We start from the raw sequence: 16,412 nt of genomic DNA on the forward strand, positions 1-16,412 counted from the left end.
TACTCAAAACCACTGATTAAGCTAATTTAGCCGCGATAGGTTTTGCTATTGCTGAATTAAGCTACATTGGTACTTTTTACCTTTTAAAATCAGCATAGCTTCATCGCCTTTAGACCAAAACAGCACATTATCGGCACTGTATTTAACTCCTGAGCCACTTACTTGGCGATTGAGTAAAAATTCATTGTCCTTAAATGTCAATCTTGCTTCCTCATCATTGTTTTCAACAATACTGGCACTAAGGGTCCCATCGCACAGATAATTGCTTGGTGCACTTTGCTCAGCACATGCGCACAAGGTAATTAAAGCGAGCCCCGAGAGAAGTGGTTTAATCATAGAAACACCTCTATTTTTGAATGAGCTATAAGCCTAACAAAGAAAAATTAACCGTTGGTGAAAATGGCAGGATAAGTTATGTTGATAATGTATTTAATGGGCAAGGAACCACCATGGCAGGCACTAATTTACTAACCTTACTTGATGATATTACAACACTTTTAGACGATATTGCGACGATGAGTAAAGTCGCAACAAAAAAAACAGCAGGGGTGTTAGGTGATGACCTCGCTCTGAATGCTCAGCAAGTCACTGGGGTAACCGCCGATAGAGAGTTGCCCGTGGTTTGGGCTGTAGCAAAAGGCTCGTTTATTAACAAAGCCATCTTAGTGCCGGCAGCGTTATTGATTAGTGTTTGGTTGCCTTGGTTAATCACTCCGCTGTTAATGGTTGGCGGGCTGTTTTTGTGCTTTGAAGGTGCAGAGAAAATTATCGAAAAGCTGTTTGGACACGCTCAACAAGAAGATGAAACTTTGGCTGAACAACTGGACTTGCAAGAATACGAAAAACAAAAAGTGAAAGGGGCAATCCGTACTGACTTTATCCTTTCAGCAGAAATCATTGTGATAACGCTAGGCACGGTTGCTGGCGCAACGCTGGTTAATCAAGCTTTAGTGCTAAGTGTAATTGCAATTATTATGACCATTGGTGTGTATGGGTTAGTTGCAGGGATTGTTAAACTTGATGATGCTGGTTTGTATCTACTGCAAAAAGCGCAGCAAAGTGGTGGTAAATTTAAAGAGCTAGTGGGTAAGTTTTTACTTGCGTCAGCACCTAAGTTAATGCGCTTTTTAGCCTTTGCAGGAACGGTAGCTATGTTTTTAGTTGGCGGAGGCATATTGGTACATGGCATCCCCGTTTTGCATCACGCCCAACAGGGTAGCGCTGAGTTTGTAACAGGTTTACTTGGTAAAACAGGTGAGTTGGCTACGCCAATTATATTTGATGGTTTATTGGGCGTTGTTGCCGGAATTATCGTTGTGTTAGTGGTTGAATTTTGGCATAAAATTCGTCATTAGAAAGTATCAAATTAACCATTTTTGTTGATTTTTTGTATATAAAATAGGGGCTTTGCTTTATTATTGCTCAGCTAAATATAACAATTAAATCGTTAAATGGAGTTAATCATGTCTCGATACCTCACTTTTATGCTGGGGCTCGCGTTATTTACGCTGTCATTTACCAGTTTCGCTAAATCTGCAAAATTATCGGTAGAAGATTTTAGTAAAGGTAATGACTTTAGTCGTGTAACCATCTCTCCTGATGGCAATTACGTCGCTGCTATTAAAAAGCACGAAGGTAAAAATTCACTCATCATTGTTGATACAAGCAAGTTTGCAGTAACTCACGCGGTTGCTTTTCCGGGTAATGCACAGGTTGGCGAATACCACTGGGTAAACAATGAGCGTGTTATTCTTGAAAAAGAGTATTTAAAAGGCTGGCAAGATACCCCTATTTATTATGGTGAGTTATTTGCTGTAAATGTTGATGGTAGCCGTGGCGCATATGTAATTGGTTATCATGGTGAGCAGCAAACGGGTACTCGATTAAAAAAACAAACTCCAGTCCAAGGAACCTCATACCTTTTAGATCCTTTACTGCATGATGATAAAAAAGTTTTGGTTGTCACTTACCCATGGACTGCAACCAATGAACCAACTACCGTTGTATATGAAGTCGATGTTTATCGCGGTCTGCGCACCCTAATTACGCGATCACCTGCACCTATGGGACGTTTTTTAACAGACCATGATGGCAATGTTCGTATCGCTGTATCAAGTGACGATTACCTCAATGCGACAATTCATGTTCGAGAGCCTGAAGGTGGTTTTTGGAAAGAGCTTGATTTAGAAGGTATTAATTACACCGATATCTCATTAAAGGCGTTTGATAAATCTGGTGAGTCTGTATATGCCACTGCATCAAAAGGTGGAGAAGCAGAAAGCCTTATTAAAATTAACCTAAAAACCAAAGAAGTCACCAAAATCTTCCAAGATAAGCATGTTTCGCCGTCGCATATTTGGGTTGATGAAATATCCAAAGAGTTATTTGCAATAGAAACTGAGGCTGACTACCCAAGCTATGCGTTTGTTGATAGTAATTCGCCTAAATCACAGCGTCTTAAAGATTTATTGGGCGCACTGCCAGGCAGTCAAGTACAGCTAGTTAGTAGTACAGAAGACGACTCAAAAAATATTATTTTCGCATCGAGCGATATAAACCCTGGGCAATATTATCTTTATGATGCGAATACCAATAAGTTAAGAGCGCTTTTCTCTGCGCGAGGCTGGATAAATCAAGATGAAATGGCGCAAACCACACCACTGCGTTTTAAAAGCCGCGATGGTTTAACAATTCTTGCTTATTTAACTGTGCCAAATGGCAAAGCTGAGAAAAACTTACCTTTGGTTGTTATGCCGCATGGTGGCCCAATTGAACGTGATTACTGGGGTTACGACCCAGAAGTACAAATGTTAGCGAATAAAGGTATGGCAGTGCTCAAGGTTAACTTCCGTGGTTCAGAGGGGTTTGGTATGAACTTCCAAGAAGCCGGTTATCGCCAGTGGGGACAAAATGTTCAGCACGATATTATTGATGGTGTAAAATTATTAATAAAAGATGGCACGGTTGATAAAGATAACATTTGTATTATGGGTGCCAGCTTTGGTGGTTACTCTGCTCTACAAAGCGCGATAATCGAACCAGATATGTTCAAGTGTGCAATAGGCCTGATGGGGGTTTACGACTTGCCTCTTATGTATGAAGAGGGTGACACGCAAGCGCGCAGTCATGGACTTAATTACCTAAAAACAGTGATTGGTACTGATGAGGCAGAACTAAAAGCATTCTCGCCTGCTTATAATGTCGATAAGCTAAAAGCACCTGTTCTTATTGTACATGGTGGTGAAGATGAACGTGCGCCCATTGAACAAGCTGAATCATTAGAAGCTGCTTTGAAAAAAGCTAAGCATCCATATGAAATAACTATTCTTGATGATGAAGGTCACGGTTTTTATAAAGAAGAGCACCGTGCTTTATACTACAAAAAAGTATTGGCCTTCTTAGATGAACATTTAAAGCTTTAAAAGAAAAATGCCGGCGAGCAAGCTCGCCGGCAAGGATTTAGCACGGGAACGTAAGCGTGCTAGTGTGCAAGGTCTTCCTTCAAGTTAAACAAACTCAAAAGACGATTCGTTTATCAGGCAATACTACCCAGCTGTACTCTCTAAAAAAGAGCAGAGAGAGTGACTCTGCTTTTGCTAACAAGTAATTATAAACACCAACAAAAGAGCATAAATACTGCGCCACATAAAAATGTTATAACATAACAAATTGAAAGTAAATAGCGAGTGTCATGTTATTAGGGTGGTTTCTGCTGAGTGATGTTTATGGGTAATAGATTATTGAGTATTCAATTTACTACAATCGTAACTCAAGCATAGCTCTGCGAGCTCAATCTTTGCTTTAGGATTCCCTTGTAAGGTAGCTTTGTTGAGCCAGTAAGCTGCTTTTTCGTTATTCACTTCTGTCCCTTGGCCATCACGATACATCTGACCCAAGTTTAATTGCCCCCATGCATAACCATCTTCCGCAGACAGCGTAAAACTTTTCAACGCTTCCTCGTATAGGCCATCTTTGAAGTAAGTAATCCCTTCCTGATTATGTTTATCGAGCTTAACGCCCGTATATAAAGGCTTAGGTCTAGGCGGGTGCATAACAAAACCACCAAATAAACTATAAAGTTCAGGTCGCATAATTTTATAAATGCTGCCTTCATCATAAAGCTGCTTTATTTGTGACTTACTGAAAGTCAGGGTTTTACTAGAAAAGTAATCATCTTGAACTAGCATGCTGGTACGCATGGCAATTTCGATGTCTTTATTGTACTTGTAAGTGTAGTTAGCAACTCTAAAAGTCATGTTTTTATCATCAAATTCAACGAGCTGAGCTACTTTTAAGTTGTTAATACGTTTTGGTTTGCCAGTAAATTTATCTGAATAGACAAAATAGGTATCAAATAACTTTGGCTCGTTTAAGTAAGTTTGCTCATTTTCAGTTTGTTCATTCGCACCGATAAATGCATTTGTTAATAGGTAAACGATGAAGAATAGACCAATAAAGTATTTTATAAACGACACTAATTCTAAGGCTGGCAATGAATACCAAGGTGCAGGAGTAACATAGCCACAGTCATCACATTGTCTTTGATAATTAATAGATAATGGGATGATGGGCAAAATAGTAAAGCGTAAAACTTTACTATGATTGCTTAAAGAATAATGTTCGCTATGGCAGTGAGGGCACGTTTTTTGTTTTTTATAAACAACATCAGCTGCAGCGGTATTAAATAGAAGCATAGTTTCTTCCTGAAGATTGCTATCAATAAACTAGAACAAATGCAGAGAGTTAGAAAGCGGCAAACTGTAAGCAAATATGAATTAAACATGTCGAACGGTGTTTTCGTTTAGAGAAACAGCACATTCTCTGCTATGATCCACAGCATCTTCGAGGATGTCCCTCAATTATCAAGTTTGGAATATTACTGTGACTGCTACTGCTTTTTCATCTTTGGCTTTGCCGCGAGAGTTAACCGATAACTTATCAACTTTAGGTTATACGCAAATGACGCCAGTACAAGCGCAAAGTTTGCCAGTGATCTTACAAGGCAAAGATATTATTGCCCAAGCAAAAACGGGGTCGGGTAAAACGGCTGCATTTAGTTTAGGTGTGTTGGCTAAGTTAAATGTGAAACGGTTTCGAATTCAGTCTCTAATTTTGTGCCCTACTCGAGAGCTAGCAGAGCAGGTAGCTGAAGAAGTGCGTAAGCTTGCACGTGGTATCCATAATATTAAAGTTTTAACTTTATGTGGTGGTGTCTCTATTGGTCCACAAATTGGTTCGCTAGAACATGGCGCACATATTATTGTCGGTACCCCTGGTCGTGTTGACGACCACATTCGCAAAGGCACATTACGCTTAGATGATGTCGAAACCTTAGTGTTAGACGAAGCTGACCAAATGTTAGATATGGGCTTTCAAGATACCCTTGATGCTATTGTTGAGTGCATTCCAAATCAACGTCAAACGTTATTGTTTAGTGCGACTTATCCAAAATCAATAGCAGCTGTTGCTGAGAGAGTACTTAGCAATCCTGAAATGATTAAGGTAGAAGAAGAGCAAACCAAAAGCACAATCAAACAATACTTTTACAAGCTAGATAACAACAAACAGCGCTTTAATACATTGAAGCTGTTGTTATTGAAGTTCCAGCCAGAAAGCTGTGTGGTTTTTTGTAACACCAAGGTTGAAACACAACAGATTTGTGATGACCTTTATGCTGAAGGGTTTAGTGCGGTTGCCTTACACGGTGATTTAGATCAACGTGAACGTGAACGTACCTTAATCCGCTTTGCTAATAAAAGTGCCTGTATTTTGGTGGCAACGGATGTTGCAGCACGAGGCTTAGATATCAATGACATGGACATGGTAGTGAACTATCATCTAGCACATGACCCACAAACCCATGTTCACCGTGTTGGCCGTACTGGTCGAGCAGGTAAAAAGGGCATAGCATGTTCTATTTATGGTGAAGCTGAGCAATTTAAAGTGGCACAAATTGGTGACCACTATGAGCGTGATTTTGACCCAGAACCGATTCCTCCATTTAGCTTGCTCGAAAAACCCGCTTATAAGCCTACTATGGCAACGATTATGATTGATGCTGGTAAAAAGCAAAAAATTCGTGCCGGTGATATTTTAGGTGCATTAACAGGCAAAGAAGGGATTGCAGGTCATCAGGTAGGTAAAATTAACGTACTTGATAATGTGGCTTTTATTGCTGTGGAGCGAGCTGCTGCAAAACCTGCATTACGTAAATTGACTGAAGGTAATATTAAAAAGCGTAAAATTCGTGCGCGACGTTTGAGCAGATAAATTGTTGAGTTATGAGCAGCTAGCTTTAAGTTGCTCATATTCAAGTTGTATTTTCTTAAACTCAATTGAACAGCCTTGGCGGTCTGGGTGGTGTTTTAGCGCCAGTTGTCGCCAACGCTTTTGTAACTGTTTTTCCGAAAAATCAGTAGGTAGCTGCCACGCCTGTTGTAATTCCAACAGCTGCTGCTGAGATAGCGAGAGAATGACCCTTTTTGGACTATATGATGAAAAGCGCTGCCAAAAATCAGTTAACATCGCATCAATCTCATCGCTCGTTGTATCATAGTTTTGCCAATCTAAATAATAATCTCGCAGCGGATCGTGATTTTCTAATGCGTTACTTATCTGCTCATTAACAAGCTCAATATGTAATGAGGCAATTTGTAGCTGTTGCTCTGGTGCAAGTTGTGTTTGCAGCTGATATAGAGCATTCATAACTAAAAAGTTGCGCTTAAACAGATCTTTTTGTGGGTCATTATCTAATTGCTCAATTTTTCCTGATTCGCTAAGTGCGCTGGTAAGCGTATGAACCTTCCAAACAGGTTGTTCCAAAAGAAGGTAAAAAATCTCATCAATCAGTGGGTTAACCATTGTTCGTAAGCCTATCTTTAGTGTAATCTACAGTGGTATACGCTATCACAGCTGCTTTTTTGAAACTACGCTAATGTTTTTAGATACTAGGGAATGCATTTAGCCGAGCTTAAATAACCTCATTTTCAGGCTAAGTTGATATTAAGGGATTTCGCCATATGTTCACATCACTGCGTGTTAGCTTGCTCACTGCTTTAATGTTCAGTTGTAGTTTGTTTTTTTCGCAGTCTAGCTTTGCATCCACTTCATTACTTGAGCAATTTAGCCAATCCGAGCAATGGCAAGAAAAGCAACAGCTTGCCAAAAAACTGCTTAATCAAAATACAACAAATCAAGAACAAAGCCTCGATATATACATGCAGCTTGGGGACTTTGCTCTAGCTAAAGGTAATTTCTCAGCGGCCGTAAAAAATTACCAATTGGCAGAGCAAGCAACTAGTTTTGCTGCGACCCCAAAGCGCTATTTCCTTGCCCTAAAAATGCAGGGCGTAACTTATTATTATCAAGGCTTGATGCAGCAAGCGGTAATTGCTTACAGCAGAGCATTAAGTATTGCCAAAAAGCTACCTGAACCAATTGCTGAGGCTAATTTGCTAAGTAATATTGGCCTTGCCTACTTTGATATGTTCAATATGGAGCAAGCGCTGAAATATTACAAAGAAGCGAAAGATATTTACGAAGAACATGGTAATGCACAAGATAAAGCCGATATATTACACAACATTGCAGGTATTTATATTCGTTTATCAAGTTATGATACTGCATTAGAAATGTATCGAGAAACGCTAGAGATTTTCCAAAAGTTAGGCGATGAAGATGGCATAGCTCAGTCTTATGGCAATATGGGGGTTGCGTATTCTGAACTTGGTCAGTATCAACTTTCTTTGCACTACTATCAGCGAGCCTTGAGATACTACCAAGAAACGAATAATGCTTACTTTCTCTCATCTCGCCACGCTAATATCGCCAATGTATATTTACGCACCGGTGATTTAGAGCTTGCCTTAAGTCATGCAGAAAAAGCAGTTGAATTTGCAAAAAGTATTGATAATAAAACCTTAGAGCTTGCAGGCTTATTGTCACAGGCAAAAATCGAGTTATTACAAGGTAAGCTAAATAAAGCTGAAGCAACTCTCACCACCTCTGTTTCTATGGCTAAACAATATAAAGACGATCTTAGAGTGCAAGATGGCGCCGGAATGATGGCCCTGATTAAATCCGGAAAAGGAGATTATGCCGGAGCTGTTGCTAGTTTTGATGAGTTTGTTCGTTCATTTAAAAGTGAGCAAAGCATCAGATTATTAAAGTCAATGAGCGAGCTACAAAGCCAAATCCAAGCAAGTCAGCTCAGTCAAGAAATTGTTGAGTTGAAGCAGCTACAGCATGTACAAGAGCTCGAAATGTCAAAACAGCGTCAGTTGGGCATTATGTTGTTTATCTTATTTGTGATGATAGTGGTAACGGGTATTACTATTTACCGTCGCAGTATTGAAAAAGGTGCAAAAGAGCAACTTTCGTTAATGGTTGCTAAGCGGACCAAGGAGCTTGAAGAAACGGCAGAGCAACTACGTAGTGCTAACGAAATTAAAAGTCAGTTTTTAGCAAATATTAGTCATGAAATTCGTACTCCTTTAACCGCAATACTGGGCCAAACCGATAATTTAATGAATGGTTATTATAAACCAGAGCAGTTAAACGATGAGCTTGCCGTGATTCAAAAACAAAGCGATCATTTAAAAGAGCTGATTAACGACGTTCTCGATATTAGTAAAATCGAGGCTAACAAGCTTGAGTTAAGCCTAAAAGAAGGTGATTTAGTTCGATTACTCACCGACGTCCACTCGATACTCAGTGGTCAGGCTAAAGATAAAGGCCTTAACTTTACTTTTCATAATGTGCTTGGCGAGCAGTTTTACTGTCAGCTAGATTTTACCCGCATAAAACAGATACTCATCAACCTATGTGCAAATGCAATTAAATTCACTAACCAAGGCGAAGTAGAGTTAAAAGTCTCTAAAGTAGAGCAAGGCGTGTGGTTTCGTGTAACTGATACCGGTATTGGTATGAATACCGAGCAACTAAAACAAATATTTGAGTGTTTTAGGCAAGGAGATAACAGTATTAGCCGACGCTTTGGGGGGACAGGGCTTGGGTTAAGCTTATCGCAACAGCTTGCAATGATGATGGGGGGTTATATTAGTGTTGAAAGTGAGCTAAATAAAGGCAGCATATTTTCGTTTTACTTACCATGTAAAGAACGTACTCCAAGCTCTGATGTGATAGAGTCTGAAAAGTTTGTACAGCCAGTTGTAAAAGGTTTATCTGGGAAAGTTCTACTCGCTGAAGATCACCCTGATAATCGCCGTTTAATTGCTCGTTATTTAGAATCTATGGGCCTTGAAGTAATTGCGGTAGAAAATGGTGAGCAAGCTGTAGAGCAGTGCCTTAAGGAATTTCCTGATGTGGTACTGCTGGATATTCAAATGCCAGTACTTGATGGTTTAAAAGCGCTCAAGTTATTACAAGAGTGCGGCTTTACACAGCCAGTATATGCGTTAACGGCTAATGCTATTAGCCACGAAATCGACAGTTATCTTCAAGCAGGGTTCACCGGTTACCTTGCTAAACCAATTGATAAGAAAGTATTTTATACGCAACTTGCTAAGCATTGTAAAAAGGACAGCGCAGTAGCTAAATCTCAGCAAGATATGAGTGATTTGGTTGCAAGCTTTATTAATAGCTTTGAGCATGAAAGCGCGTTGATACAGCAGCACTTTGCAGCCCATGAGCTATTTAATTTACAACAGGATGCTCACCGAATCGGTGGTGCTGCGAAAATGTTTGCGCTGGATGATATCGCGGATAGTGCTATGGCACTTGAATCGGCATTGAAGCAAGATAAAACTGCTGACTTAACTAGTTTGGTTGCTCAATTACTAGAGCATCTACACAACGCTTCGGTTGATCAAAACAGCTCAATATCACCGTCTTGAACTTGTTCAACCTCTTGAGTCATTTCAAACCTAGAATGATCAATACGCTGCTCTTGATCGGTTTCTGTTGGAGTGATAAGAAACATTGACAGTTTTTCGTCCAGAGAGTGTGCAAGGCGCACTAAGTCTTTACTCGACACAGCTTGTATTTGTGAACTTGAAAGTGCATCAGAGTTAAGCTCAACCATTGCATCTATACTAACTTGTGCTTCATCTGACATCTGGCTTTGCATAGCTACCTGCTCATGGACACTCTCAGAAAACGCATTAATTTCTAGCATTGCTTGCTCAATTTTATTGGTTTCTTTAGTAGAAGCTTCAGAAAGTTCAACCGTGCGCTCCGTTTCTTTAAGTGCTGTTTGCATTAATAAGTTTGCTTGTTCAGTACTATGTTGAATTTTAGATACCATCTCACGCACTTCTTGTGTCGACTTACTAGTACGAGCAGCTAGGTTTCGTACCTCATCAGCAACCACTGCAAAACCGCGGCCTTGTTCACCAGCTCGAGCGGCTTCGATTGCAGCGTTTAGCGCAAGTAAGTTAGTTTGCTCTGCAATACTGTTAATTACATCAATGACTGAGCCTATCGCATCACTATCTTGTTTAAGTAAAATAATCTGTTCACTGGTGAGGTTGATATTATCGGCAAGTTTTATGAGACTTGCTTGGCTTTTATCAGTGTCTAAACGAGTTTGTTGAACTGATTTAGTCGCATCTGATACCGAGCTTAATATTTGTTCAAGACTTCTATCCAGTTCTTTAGATACCTCAATCATACGATTAATTGTGTTTGCTAGGTCAATGCCATGGGCATCTTGAATTGTCGCTTTTTGAGTCATTGACGCATAAGTATCACGTAATGCATCGGCCATTGGTAACAAGCGGGCTGATGATACATATATTTCACTTATCATATGCTCAGCCATTGTTAAACCTGCGTTAAGTGCATGACACTCTTTTGGTAATTGGGTGTCATTTTCGTCAAAGCGAAAAGTAAAATCGATCCCCTTTTCAGAAGCGGTATGCGTAATAAAGTAGCTTAAATAATCTTGTTGCTTTTTATCAGTTGTATAAATAAAGCTAATTAGAACAAGCCATGGGATTACGACAACAAGCATAAGTACAGCCATAGCAGTGATAGAAAAATCAAATATGGCAAAACTAGCAATACAACTAAGTAAGCTTATTATAAATAGAGCTACAACTACTCTAATGCGAGTCATTGAGGAAATCCTTAGCGTTTAATCCTTTAATATATAGAACAAATTTCTATAAATTACCAATAAACTAACACTTTAAAAGTATAACTTTTAAAGAGTTATGTCCTAGTTTTACATAAAAAAAATGCCTGTATTAGACAGGCATTTGTAAAAACAAAGTAATTTTTACTGACGTTTCATTGAGTCAAAGAATTCATCATTGGTTTTGCTCATTGAGAGCTTATCAATTAAGAACTCCATTGCGTCAATTTCTGACATCTCATGAACGATTTTTCGTAAGATCCACATTTTTTGTAGTTCATCAGGTTTAGTTAGTAATTCTTCACGACGGGTACCTGAACGGTTAAAGTCAATCGCTGGGAATACACGCTTTTCAGCAATCTTACGATTTAAGTGTAATTCCATATTACCTGTGCCTTTGAACTCTTCGTAGATAACTTCATCCATCTTCGAACCAGTGTCGATAAGCGCTGTTGCGATAATTGTTAAGCTACCGCCTTCTTCTACGTTACGAGCCGCACCAAAGAAACGTTTTGGCTTGTGTAATGCATTCGCATCAACACCACCGGTTAATACCTTACCTGATGATGGGATAACAGTATTATAGGCACGAGCAAGGCGTGTAATTGAGTCAAGTAAGATAACTACATCTTTCTTGTGTTCAACAAGACGCTTCGCTTTTTCAATTACCATCTCAGCAACTTGAACGTGACGGCTTGCTGGCTCATCGAACGTTGAGGCAATTACTTCACCTTTAACAAGGCGCTGCATCTCTGTAACTTCTTCTGGACGTTCGTCAATTAGAAGCACCATTAGCTCACAATCAGGCTGGTTGTAGCTGATTGACTGCGCAATGTTTTGCAGTAGCATCGTTTTACCCGCTTTTGGTGGAGCAACGATGAGTGCACGTTGGCCTTTACCAATTGGTGATGCTAAATCTAGTACACGAGCCGTGATGTCTTCAGTACTACCATTACCACGCTCCATACGTAAACGTTCGTTAGCGTGAAGTGGGGTAAGGTTTTCAAATAGGATTTTAGTGCGAGAATTTTCAGGTTTGTCGAAGTTTACTTCATTTACTTTTAATAGTGCGAAGTAACGCTCACCGTCTTTAGGTGGGCGAATAAGGCCTGAAATTGAGTCACCAGTACGCATGCTGAATCGACGGATTTGACTCGGTGATACATAAATATCATCTGGGCCGGCTAAGTAAGATGCTTCTGATGATCTTAAGAAACCAAAACCATCTTGTAAGATCTCTAGTACACCGCCGCCGTAGATGTTTTCACCGCTTTTAGCATGCGCTTTTAGGATGGCGAAAATAATATCTTGTTTTCTTAAACGGGCTACGTTTTCGAGCCCCATGGACTCAGCTAAGTTTACAAGCTCTTTAATAGACTTGTCTTTTAATTCGCGTAAATGCATATTGGTGGGTTCTTTATTACAATTGTCATACTCAAAATCATCGTTTGATACATGAGTGAGGTTTGTTGGTATAACTAAGGATTAGTTGGCTTTATAAACTAGCAGGTCACTAGCAAGGCGTCCAGTCTTTAAACAAAATAAAGCTAAAAAAAGGGCAAAAAGCCCTTTTTTTATATTTTCATTAGATGTTGTTTTCTAAAAACTCTACTAATTGAGTCTTAGAAAGTGCACCAACTTTGGTTGCTGCAACTTGACCATCTTTGAAAAGAAGTAACGTAGGGATACCACGAATACCAAATTTAGGTGGTGTGCCTGCGTTTTGATCGATGTTAAGTTTACCAACGGTAACACGGCCATCAAACTCGCCAGCTACTTCGTCAAGAATAGGGGCGATCATTTTACAAGGTCCGCACCATTCAGCCCAAAAATCAACAAGTACAGGTTTGTCTGATTGTAGTACGTCAGCTTCAAAGCTATCGTCAGTTAATTGAATAATTTTCTCGCTCATTGCGATCTCCGATTAGTTAGGCGAAATATTTAATGCGTATTTAAACACTCTTGTTTCTTATTGCAAGTTTAAACGTTATGCTTAAACGCTATGACTAAGACACATTTGACCGATAAAAAGTTTTCAGACTTTGCTATCGCACCGGAAGTGGTTGCCGGTTTAACCGAAAATGGGTTTGAATATTGCACACCCATTCAAGCGAAATGCCTACCTTTTATTTGTGAAGGCCGCGATATTGCGGGCCAGGCACAAACAGGTACGGGCAAAACGTTGGCGTTTTTAACTGCCACGTGCCATCGGTTATTACAATCTAGCAAAGCACCTAGTAAACATCCAAGAGCCCTGATCATGGCCCCAACAAGGGAGCTGGCGATTCAGATACACAAAGATGCAAAAATTTTAGCGCCACACTGTAATCTTAACTTAGGTTTAGTATATGGTGGCGAAGATTACGAAAAACAACGTGCACAACTAGAAAAAGGTGTTGATATTTTAATTGGTACCACTGGACGCCTTATCGATTTATATAAACAGGGCTGCTATACCCTGAACGAAATTGAAGTTGTGGTGCTTGATGAGGCAGATCGAATGTTCGATTTAGGCTTCATAAAAGATATCCGTTATATGTTTAGACGTATGCCAGAAGCGTCTGAGCGTTTAAATCTACTATTCTCAGCAACCTTGTCTTATCGTGTTCAGGAATTAGCATTTGAACATATGACTAACCCAGAGCATGTTCAAGTTGAACCTGATGTAAAAACAGGTAAGCGAATTCAAGAAGAGCTATTCCATCCATCACAAGATGACAAAATTAAGTTACTGTTAACATTGATTGAAGAAGAATGGCCAGATAAAGCAATTGTGTTTGCAAACACGAAACACAGTTGTGAGAATGTTTATGCATGGATGAAAGCAGATGGTCACCGAGTTGGTTTATTAACCGGTGATGTAAACCAGAAAAAGCGTCAATCAATTTTGGCTCAATTTACCAAAGGTGATTTAGATTTCTTAGTTGCAACAGATGTTGCTGCCCGTGGTTTACATATCCCAGAAGTAAGTCATGTATTTAATTTTGATTTGCCAGATGATTGTGAAGACTATGTACACCGTATTGGCCGTACTGGACGTGCTGGTGCATCAGGACACGCTATTAGCTTTGCCTGTGAGCAGTATGCCTATAATCTCCACGAAATTGAGCAATATATAGAACACAGCATTCCATTATCACATTATGATAAAAGTGCATTGCTTGATGATTTAACTAAGCCTACTATTCAGAAAAAGCGGAACTATTCTACAGGCCCACGTAATCGTAATAACAACGGACGTCGACCAAATAATAGTTACCAGAAATCGCGGTCGCAATAAACGACCGTTATTGAAGACTTAGTAGTAACTAGAGGTTTTTGAACGGTGGGGCAACTTCAACCGCAAAAAAATGTGTATGCAGTAATCGACTTAGGATCAAATAGCTTTCATATGCTGATCGCTAAATCGATTGCTGGCGGTCTACAAACGATCGGTCGAGTTAAACGTAAAGTAAGGCTTGCTGCAGGGCTTGATGAAAATAACGTCCTAAGCACAGAAGCCATGCAACGAGGTTGGGAATGCTTAGCCTTGTTCGCTGAACGTTTGCAAGACATACCACAGAAAAACATCACAATTGTTGCGACCGCAACTTTACGTCTTGCTATCAATGCTGATGTATTCAAGGAAAAAGCTGAACAGATCCTTGGTCATAAAATCAATGTTATCAGCGGTGAGTTAGAAGCTAAGACAATTTATAAAGGTGTGGCGCATACCTCTGCCTGTAGCGGAAAACAACTCGTTATTGATATCGGTGGGGCAAGTACCGAAGTCGTTATCGGTAAGGGTTTTGATGCATTGCACTATAAAAGCCTGCATATGGGTTGTGTCACCTTTTTAGAGCGCTATTTCAAAGATCAAAAACTCAGCAACGAAAACTTTGCAGCTGCAATTAAAGCTGCCAGTGAAGTCGTTTCAGAAATTGTTGATGAATACCAAGCGAGCGGGTGGCAAATAGCGAGTGGTGCATCGGGTACTGTGCAAGCGATTCAAGAGATCATGGTTGCACAAAATCAAGATGAGCTATTAACTCTCGATAAACTACTCGCCATTAAAGAACAATCAGTGCAATTTGCAACAATTGCTGATCTTGAGCTTCCAGGGTTGAGTGAAGAGCGCCGTTTGGTGTTTGTATCTGGCCTCGCTATTTTAATCGCATTGTTTGAATCGCTAGATATTAAGCAAATGGGTCTTGCTCGCGGTGCCTTGCGTGAAGGTGTTTTATACAGCATGGTGCCAGAACTTCATAACCACGATATTCGTAAGCGTACTGTTGATGGTTTAATGAATCGCTATCATGTTGATCAAAAACAAGCCTGTCGCGTTGCGCAACTTGCAGAGCAACTGGCAAAAAATGTAGCGCAGCAATGGCAATCAATCGATGATAACGCAATAGCATTATTAAGAACGGTAGCAAAACTGCATGAGATTGGCTTGTTAATAGAGTATAAGCTTTATCATAAGCACACAGCTTACATTATAGAAAATACCGATTTGCCAGGTTTCTCACAATCTGAACATAAATTGATAACGGCTGTTGCTAATGAACATCGTGCTGATCTGCTAAAAAACAGCTTTGCTCATTTAGGTTGCCATCAGCAGTTAGCTGAATGTTTAACAAGAGTCTTGCGGATTGCAGTAATCTTATCAATGCGCCGCCAAGATGATGTACTGCCAGCAATCGATCTCAGTGTTAATGAAAACACCCTCACACTGACATTTGATGGTGATTGGTTAAAATATCACCCATTAATGGCCAGTGAGCTGCAACTAGAGTCCAAGCTACAAGCAAAAGTAGGTTGGAAGCTCATAGTAAAATAACGTCAAAAGGCCCTCTGGGGCCTTTTTTAGTATTGTTTTTACGCGTTTCGTTCGTATTTTGCGCGAACAGTCATTTTTTTAATAAAAACTGCAAAAAACAGTTGATCTGAATTCGGATCTCCCTATAATGCGCATCCACCGACACGGCGGACTGCTTACAAAAAAGCAAAACGACGAGTTGGTTGAGTCAAGTAAAACTGAGTTTTGAAAAAATAAACTTTTCTCAAAATTAAGTGTTGACAAAAATAACGGCTTGCGTAGAATGCACAGCCCTTGAGACGCGAAAGTATCTCAAACGTTCTTTAACAATATAAAGCAATCATCTGTGTGGGCACTCGTACAGATTGAGTTCTAACAGCCGATTCTAGTTCGCTAGATGACGCAAACAAATTTAGAGTCTCAATTGAACTGAGTGACCAACGGAAACAAGTTTACTTGTTTCAGCACAGTCAATTCGATTCGAAAGAATCAAAATTCAGAATTCATTGAGCATGTCCT

General features: G+C 39.8%; 12 protein-coding genes. 6 read left to right on the plus strand and 6 right to left on the minus strand.

What is annotated here, in order from left to right; translation table 11 throughout:
- Nucleotides 1-45: 45 nt before the first annotated feature.
- A complete protein-coding gene (locus tag J8Z25_RS00615; RefSeq protein WP_250661515.1) occupies nucleotides 46-336 on the minus strand; it encodes an MliC family protein in 291 nt (96 codons plus the stop codon).
- 113 nt (nucleotides 337-449) lie between these two features.
- On the opposite strand from J8Z25_RS00615, the gene J8Z25_RS00620 reads away from it, so the two are divergent.
- On the plus strand, nucleotides 450-1,355 hold the full coding sequence (locus J8Z25_RS00620) for a DUF808 domain-containing protein (RefSeq protein ID WP_239976691.1): 906 nt from the start codon (nucleotides 450-452) through the stop codon (nucleotides 1,353-1,355).
- 108 nt (nucleotides 1,356-1,463) lie between these two features.
- On the plus strand, nucleotides 1,464-3,422 hold the full coding sequence (locus tag J8Z25_RS00625) for an alpha/beta hydrolase family protein (protein WP_250661516.1): 1,959 nt from the start codon (nucleotides 1,464-1,466) through the stop codon (nucleotides 3,420-3,422).
- A 315-nt stretch (nucleotides 3,423-3,737) separates the two neighbouring features.
- On the opposite strand, the gene J8Z25_RS00630 is transcribed toward J8Z25_RS00625, so the two are convergent.
- Complete coding sequence (locus tag J8Z25_RS00630) at nucleotides 3,738-4,694, minus strand: tetratricopeptide repeat protein (RefSeq protein ID WP_130050032.1); 957 nt, start codon at nucleotides 4,692-4,694, stop codon at nucleotides 3,738-3,740.
- 187 nt (nucleotides 4,695-4,881) lie between these two features.
- On the opposite strand from J8Z25_RS00630, the gene dbpA reads away from it, so the two are divergent.
- A complete protein-coding gene (gene dbpA / locus J8Z25_RS00635) occupies nucleotides 4,882-6,270 on the plus strand; it encodes an ATP-dependent RNA helicase DbpA (protein ID WP_130050031.1) in 1,389 nt (462 codons plus the stop codon).
- A 9-nt stretch (nucleotides 6,271-6,279) separates the two neighbouring features.
- Here dbpA and J8Z25_RS00640 read toward each other — a convergent pair whose 3' ends face one another.
- Nucleotides 6,280-6,861 carry a DNA-J related domain-containing protein gene (locus J8Z25_RS00640; RefSeq protein WP_250661517.1) on the minus strand — a complete coding sequence of 194 codons (582 nt, stop codon included), beginning with the start codon at nucleotides 6,859-6,861 and terminating at the stop codon, nucleotides 6,280-6,282.
- Nucleotides 6,862-7,019: 158 nt separating this feature from the next.
- Here J8Z25_RS00640 and J8Z25_RS00645 point away from each other — a divergent pair, with 158 nt between their 5' ends.
- Nucleotides 7,020-9,854 (plus strand): tetratricopeptide repeat protein, encoded by a 2,835-nt coding sequence (locus J8Z25_RS00645; protein ID WP_250661518.1) that lies wholly within the window; start codon nucleotides 7,020-7,022, stop codon nucleotides 9,852-9,854.
- Here J8Z25_RS00645 and J8Z25_RS00650 read toward each other — a convergent pair.
- The 3 genes from J8Z25_RS00650 to trxA all read right to left on the minus strand — a co-directional run bounded on the left by J8Z25_RS00650 (nucleotide 9,827) and on the right by trxA (nucleotide 13,007).
- On the minus strand, nucleotides 9,827-11,077 hold the full coding sequence (locus tag J8Z25_RS00650) for a methyl-accepting chemotaxis protein (protein WP_250661519.1): 1,251 nt from the start codon (nucleotides 11,075-11,077) through the stop codon (nucleotides 9,827-9,829). The genes J8Z25_RS00645 and J8Z25_RS00650 overlap by 28 nt on opposite strands.
- A gap of 162 nt (nucleotides 11,078-11,239) precedes the next feature.
- Nucleotides 11,240-12,499: a transcription termination factor Rho gene (gene rho / locus J8Z25_RS00655; protein WP_062566226.1), complete on the minus strand. Its 1,260-nt coding sequence runs from the start codon at nucleotides 12,497-12,499 to the stop codon at nucleotides 11,240-11,242.
- A 181-nt stretch (nucleotides 12,500-12,680) separates the two neighbouring features.
- Entirely contained in the window at nucleotides 12,681-13,007 is a 327-nt protein-coding gene (gene trxA, locus J8Z25_RS00660; RefSeq protein ID WP_054554679.1) for a thioredoxin TrxA, read from the minus strand.
- 90 nt (nucleotides 13,008-13,097) lie between these two features.
- Between trxA and rhlB the strand changes: the two genes are divergently transcribed.
- Together rhlB and gppA are read left to right on the plus strand one after the other, a co-directional pair.
- Nucleotides 13,098-14,375, plus strand: a complete 1,278-nt coding sequence (gene rhlB / locus J8Z25_RS00665; protein ID WP_130050027.1) for an ATP-dependent RNA helicase RhlB — start codon at nucleotides 13,098-13,100, stop codon at nucleotides 14,373-14,375.
- A gap of 45 nt (nucleotides 14,376-14,420) precedes the next feature.
- Nucleotides 14,421-15,914 carry a guanosine-5'-triphosphate,3'-diphosphate diphosphatase gene (gene gppA / locus J8Z25_RS00670; RefSeq protein ID WP_250661520.1) on the plus strand — a complete coding sequence of 498 codons (1,494 nt, stop codon included), beginning with the start codon at nucleotides 14,421-14,423 and terminating at the stop codon, nucleotides 15,912-15,914.
- Nucleotides 15,915-16,412 lie beyond the last annotated feature (498 nt).

The sequence above is a fragment of the Pseudoalteromonas sp. SCSIO 43101 genome (genome assembly GCF_023650775.1).
Taxonomy (GTDB): Bacteria; Pseudomonadota; Gammaproteobacteria; order Enterobacterales; family Alteromonadaceae; genus Pseudoalteromonas; species Pseudoalteromonas apostichopi.

Excerpts from the sequence above, each read along its gene's own strand:
- J8Z25_RS00615 (WP_250661515.1), bottom strand. The coding sequence starts at position 336 with ATGATTAAACCACTTCTCTCGGGGCTCGCTTTAATTACCTTGTGCGCA.
- J8Z25_RS00620 (WP_239976691.1), top strand. The coding sequence starts at position 450 with ATGGCAGGCACTAATTTACTAACCTTACTTGATGATATTACAACACTT.
- J8Z25_RS00625 (WP_250661516.1), top strand. The coding sequence starts at position 1,464 with ATGTCTCGATACCTCACTTTTATGCTGGGGCTCGCGTTATTTACGCTG.
- J8Z25_RS00630 (WP_130050032.1), bottom strand. The coding sequence starts at position 4,694 with ATGCTTCTATTTAATACCGCTGCAGCTGATGTTGTTTATAAAAAACAA.
- J8Z25_RS00640 (WP_250661517.1), bottom strand. The coding sequence starts at position 6,861 with ATGGTTAACCCACTGATTGATGAGATTTTTTACCTTCTTTTGGAACAA.
- J8Z25_RS00645 (WP_250661518.1), top strand. The coding sequence starts at position 7,020 with ATGTTCACATCACTGCGTGTTAGCTTGCTCACTGCTTTAATGTTCAGT.
- J8Z25_RS00650 (WP_250661519.1), bottom strand. The coding sequence starts at position 11,077 with ATGACTCGCATTAGAGTAGTTGTAGCTCTATTTATAATAAGCTTACTT.
- rho (WP_062566226.1), bottom strand. The coding sequence starts at position 12,499 with ATGCATTTACGCGAATTAAAAGACAAGTCTATTAAAGAGCTTGTAAAC.
- trxA (WP_054554679.1), bottom strand. The coding sequence starts at position 13,007 with ATGAGCGAGAAAATTATTCAATTAACTGACGATAGCTTTGAAGCTGAC.
- rhlB (WP_130050027.1), top strand. The coding sequence starts at position 13,098 with ATGACTAAGACACATTTGACCGATAAAAAGTTTTCAGACTTTGCTATC.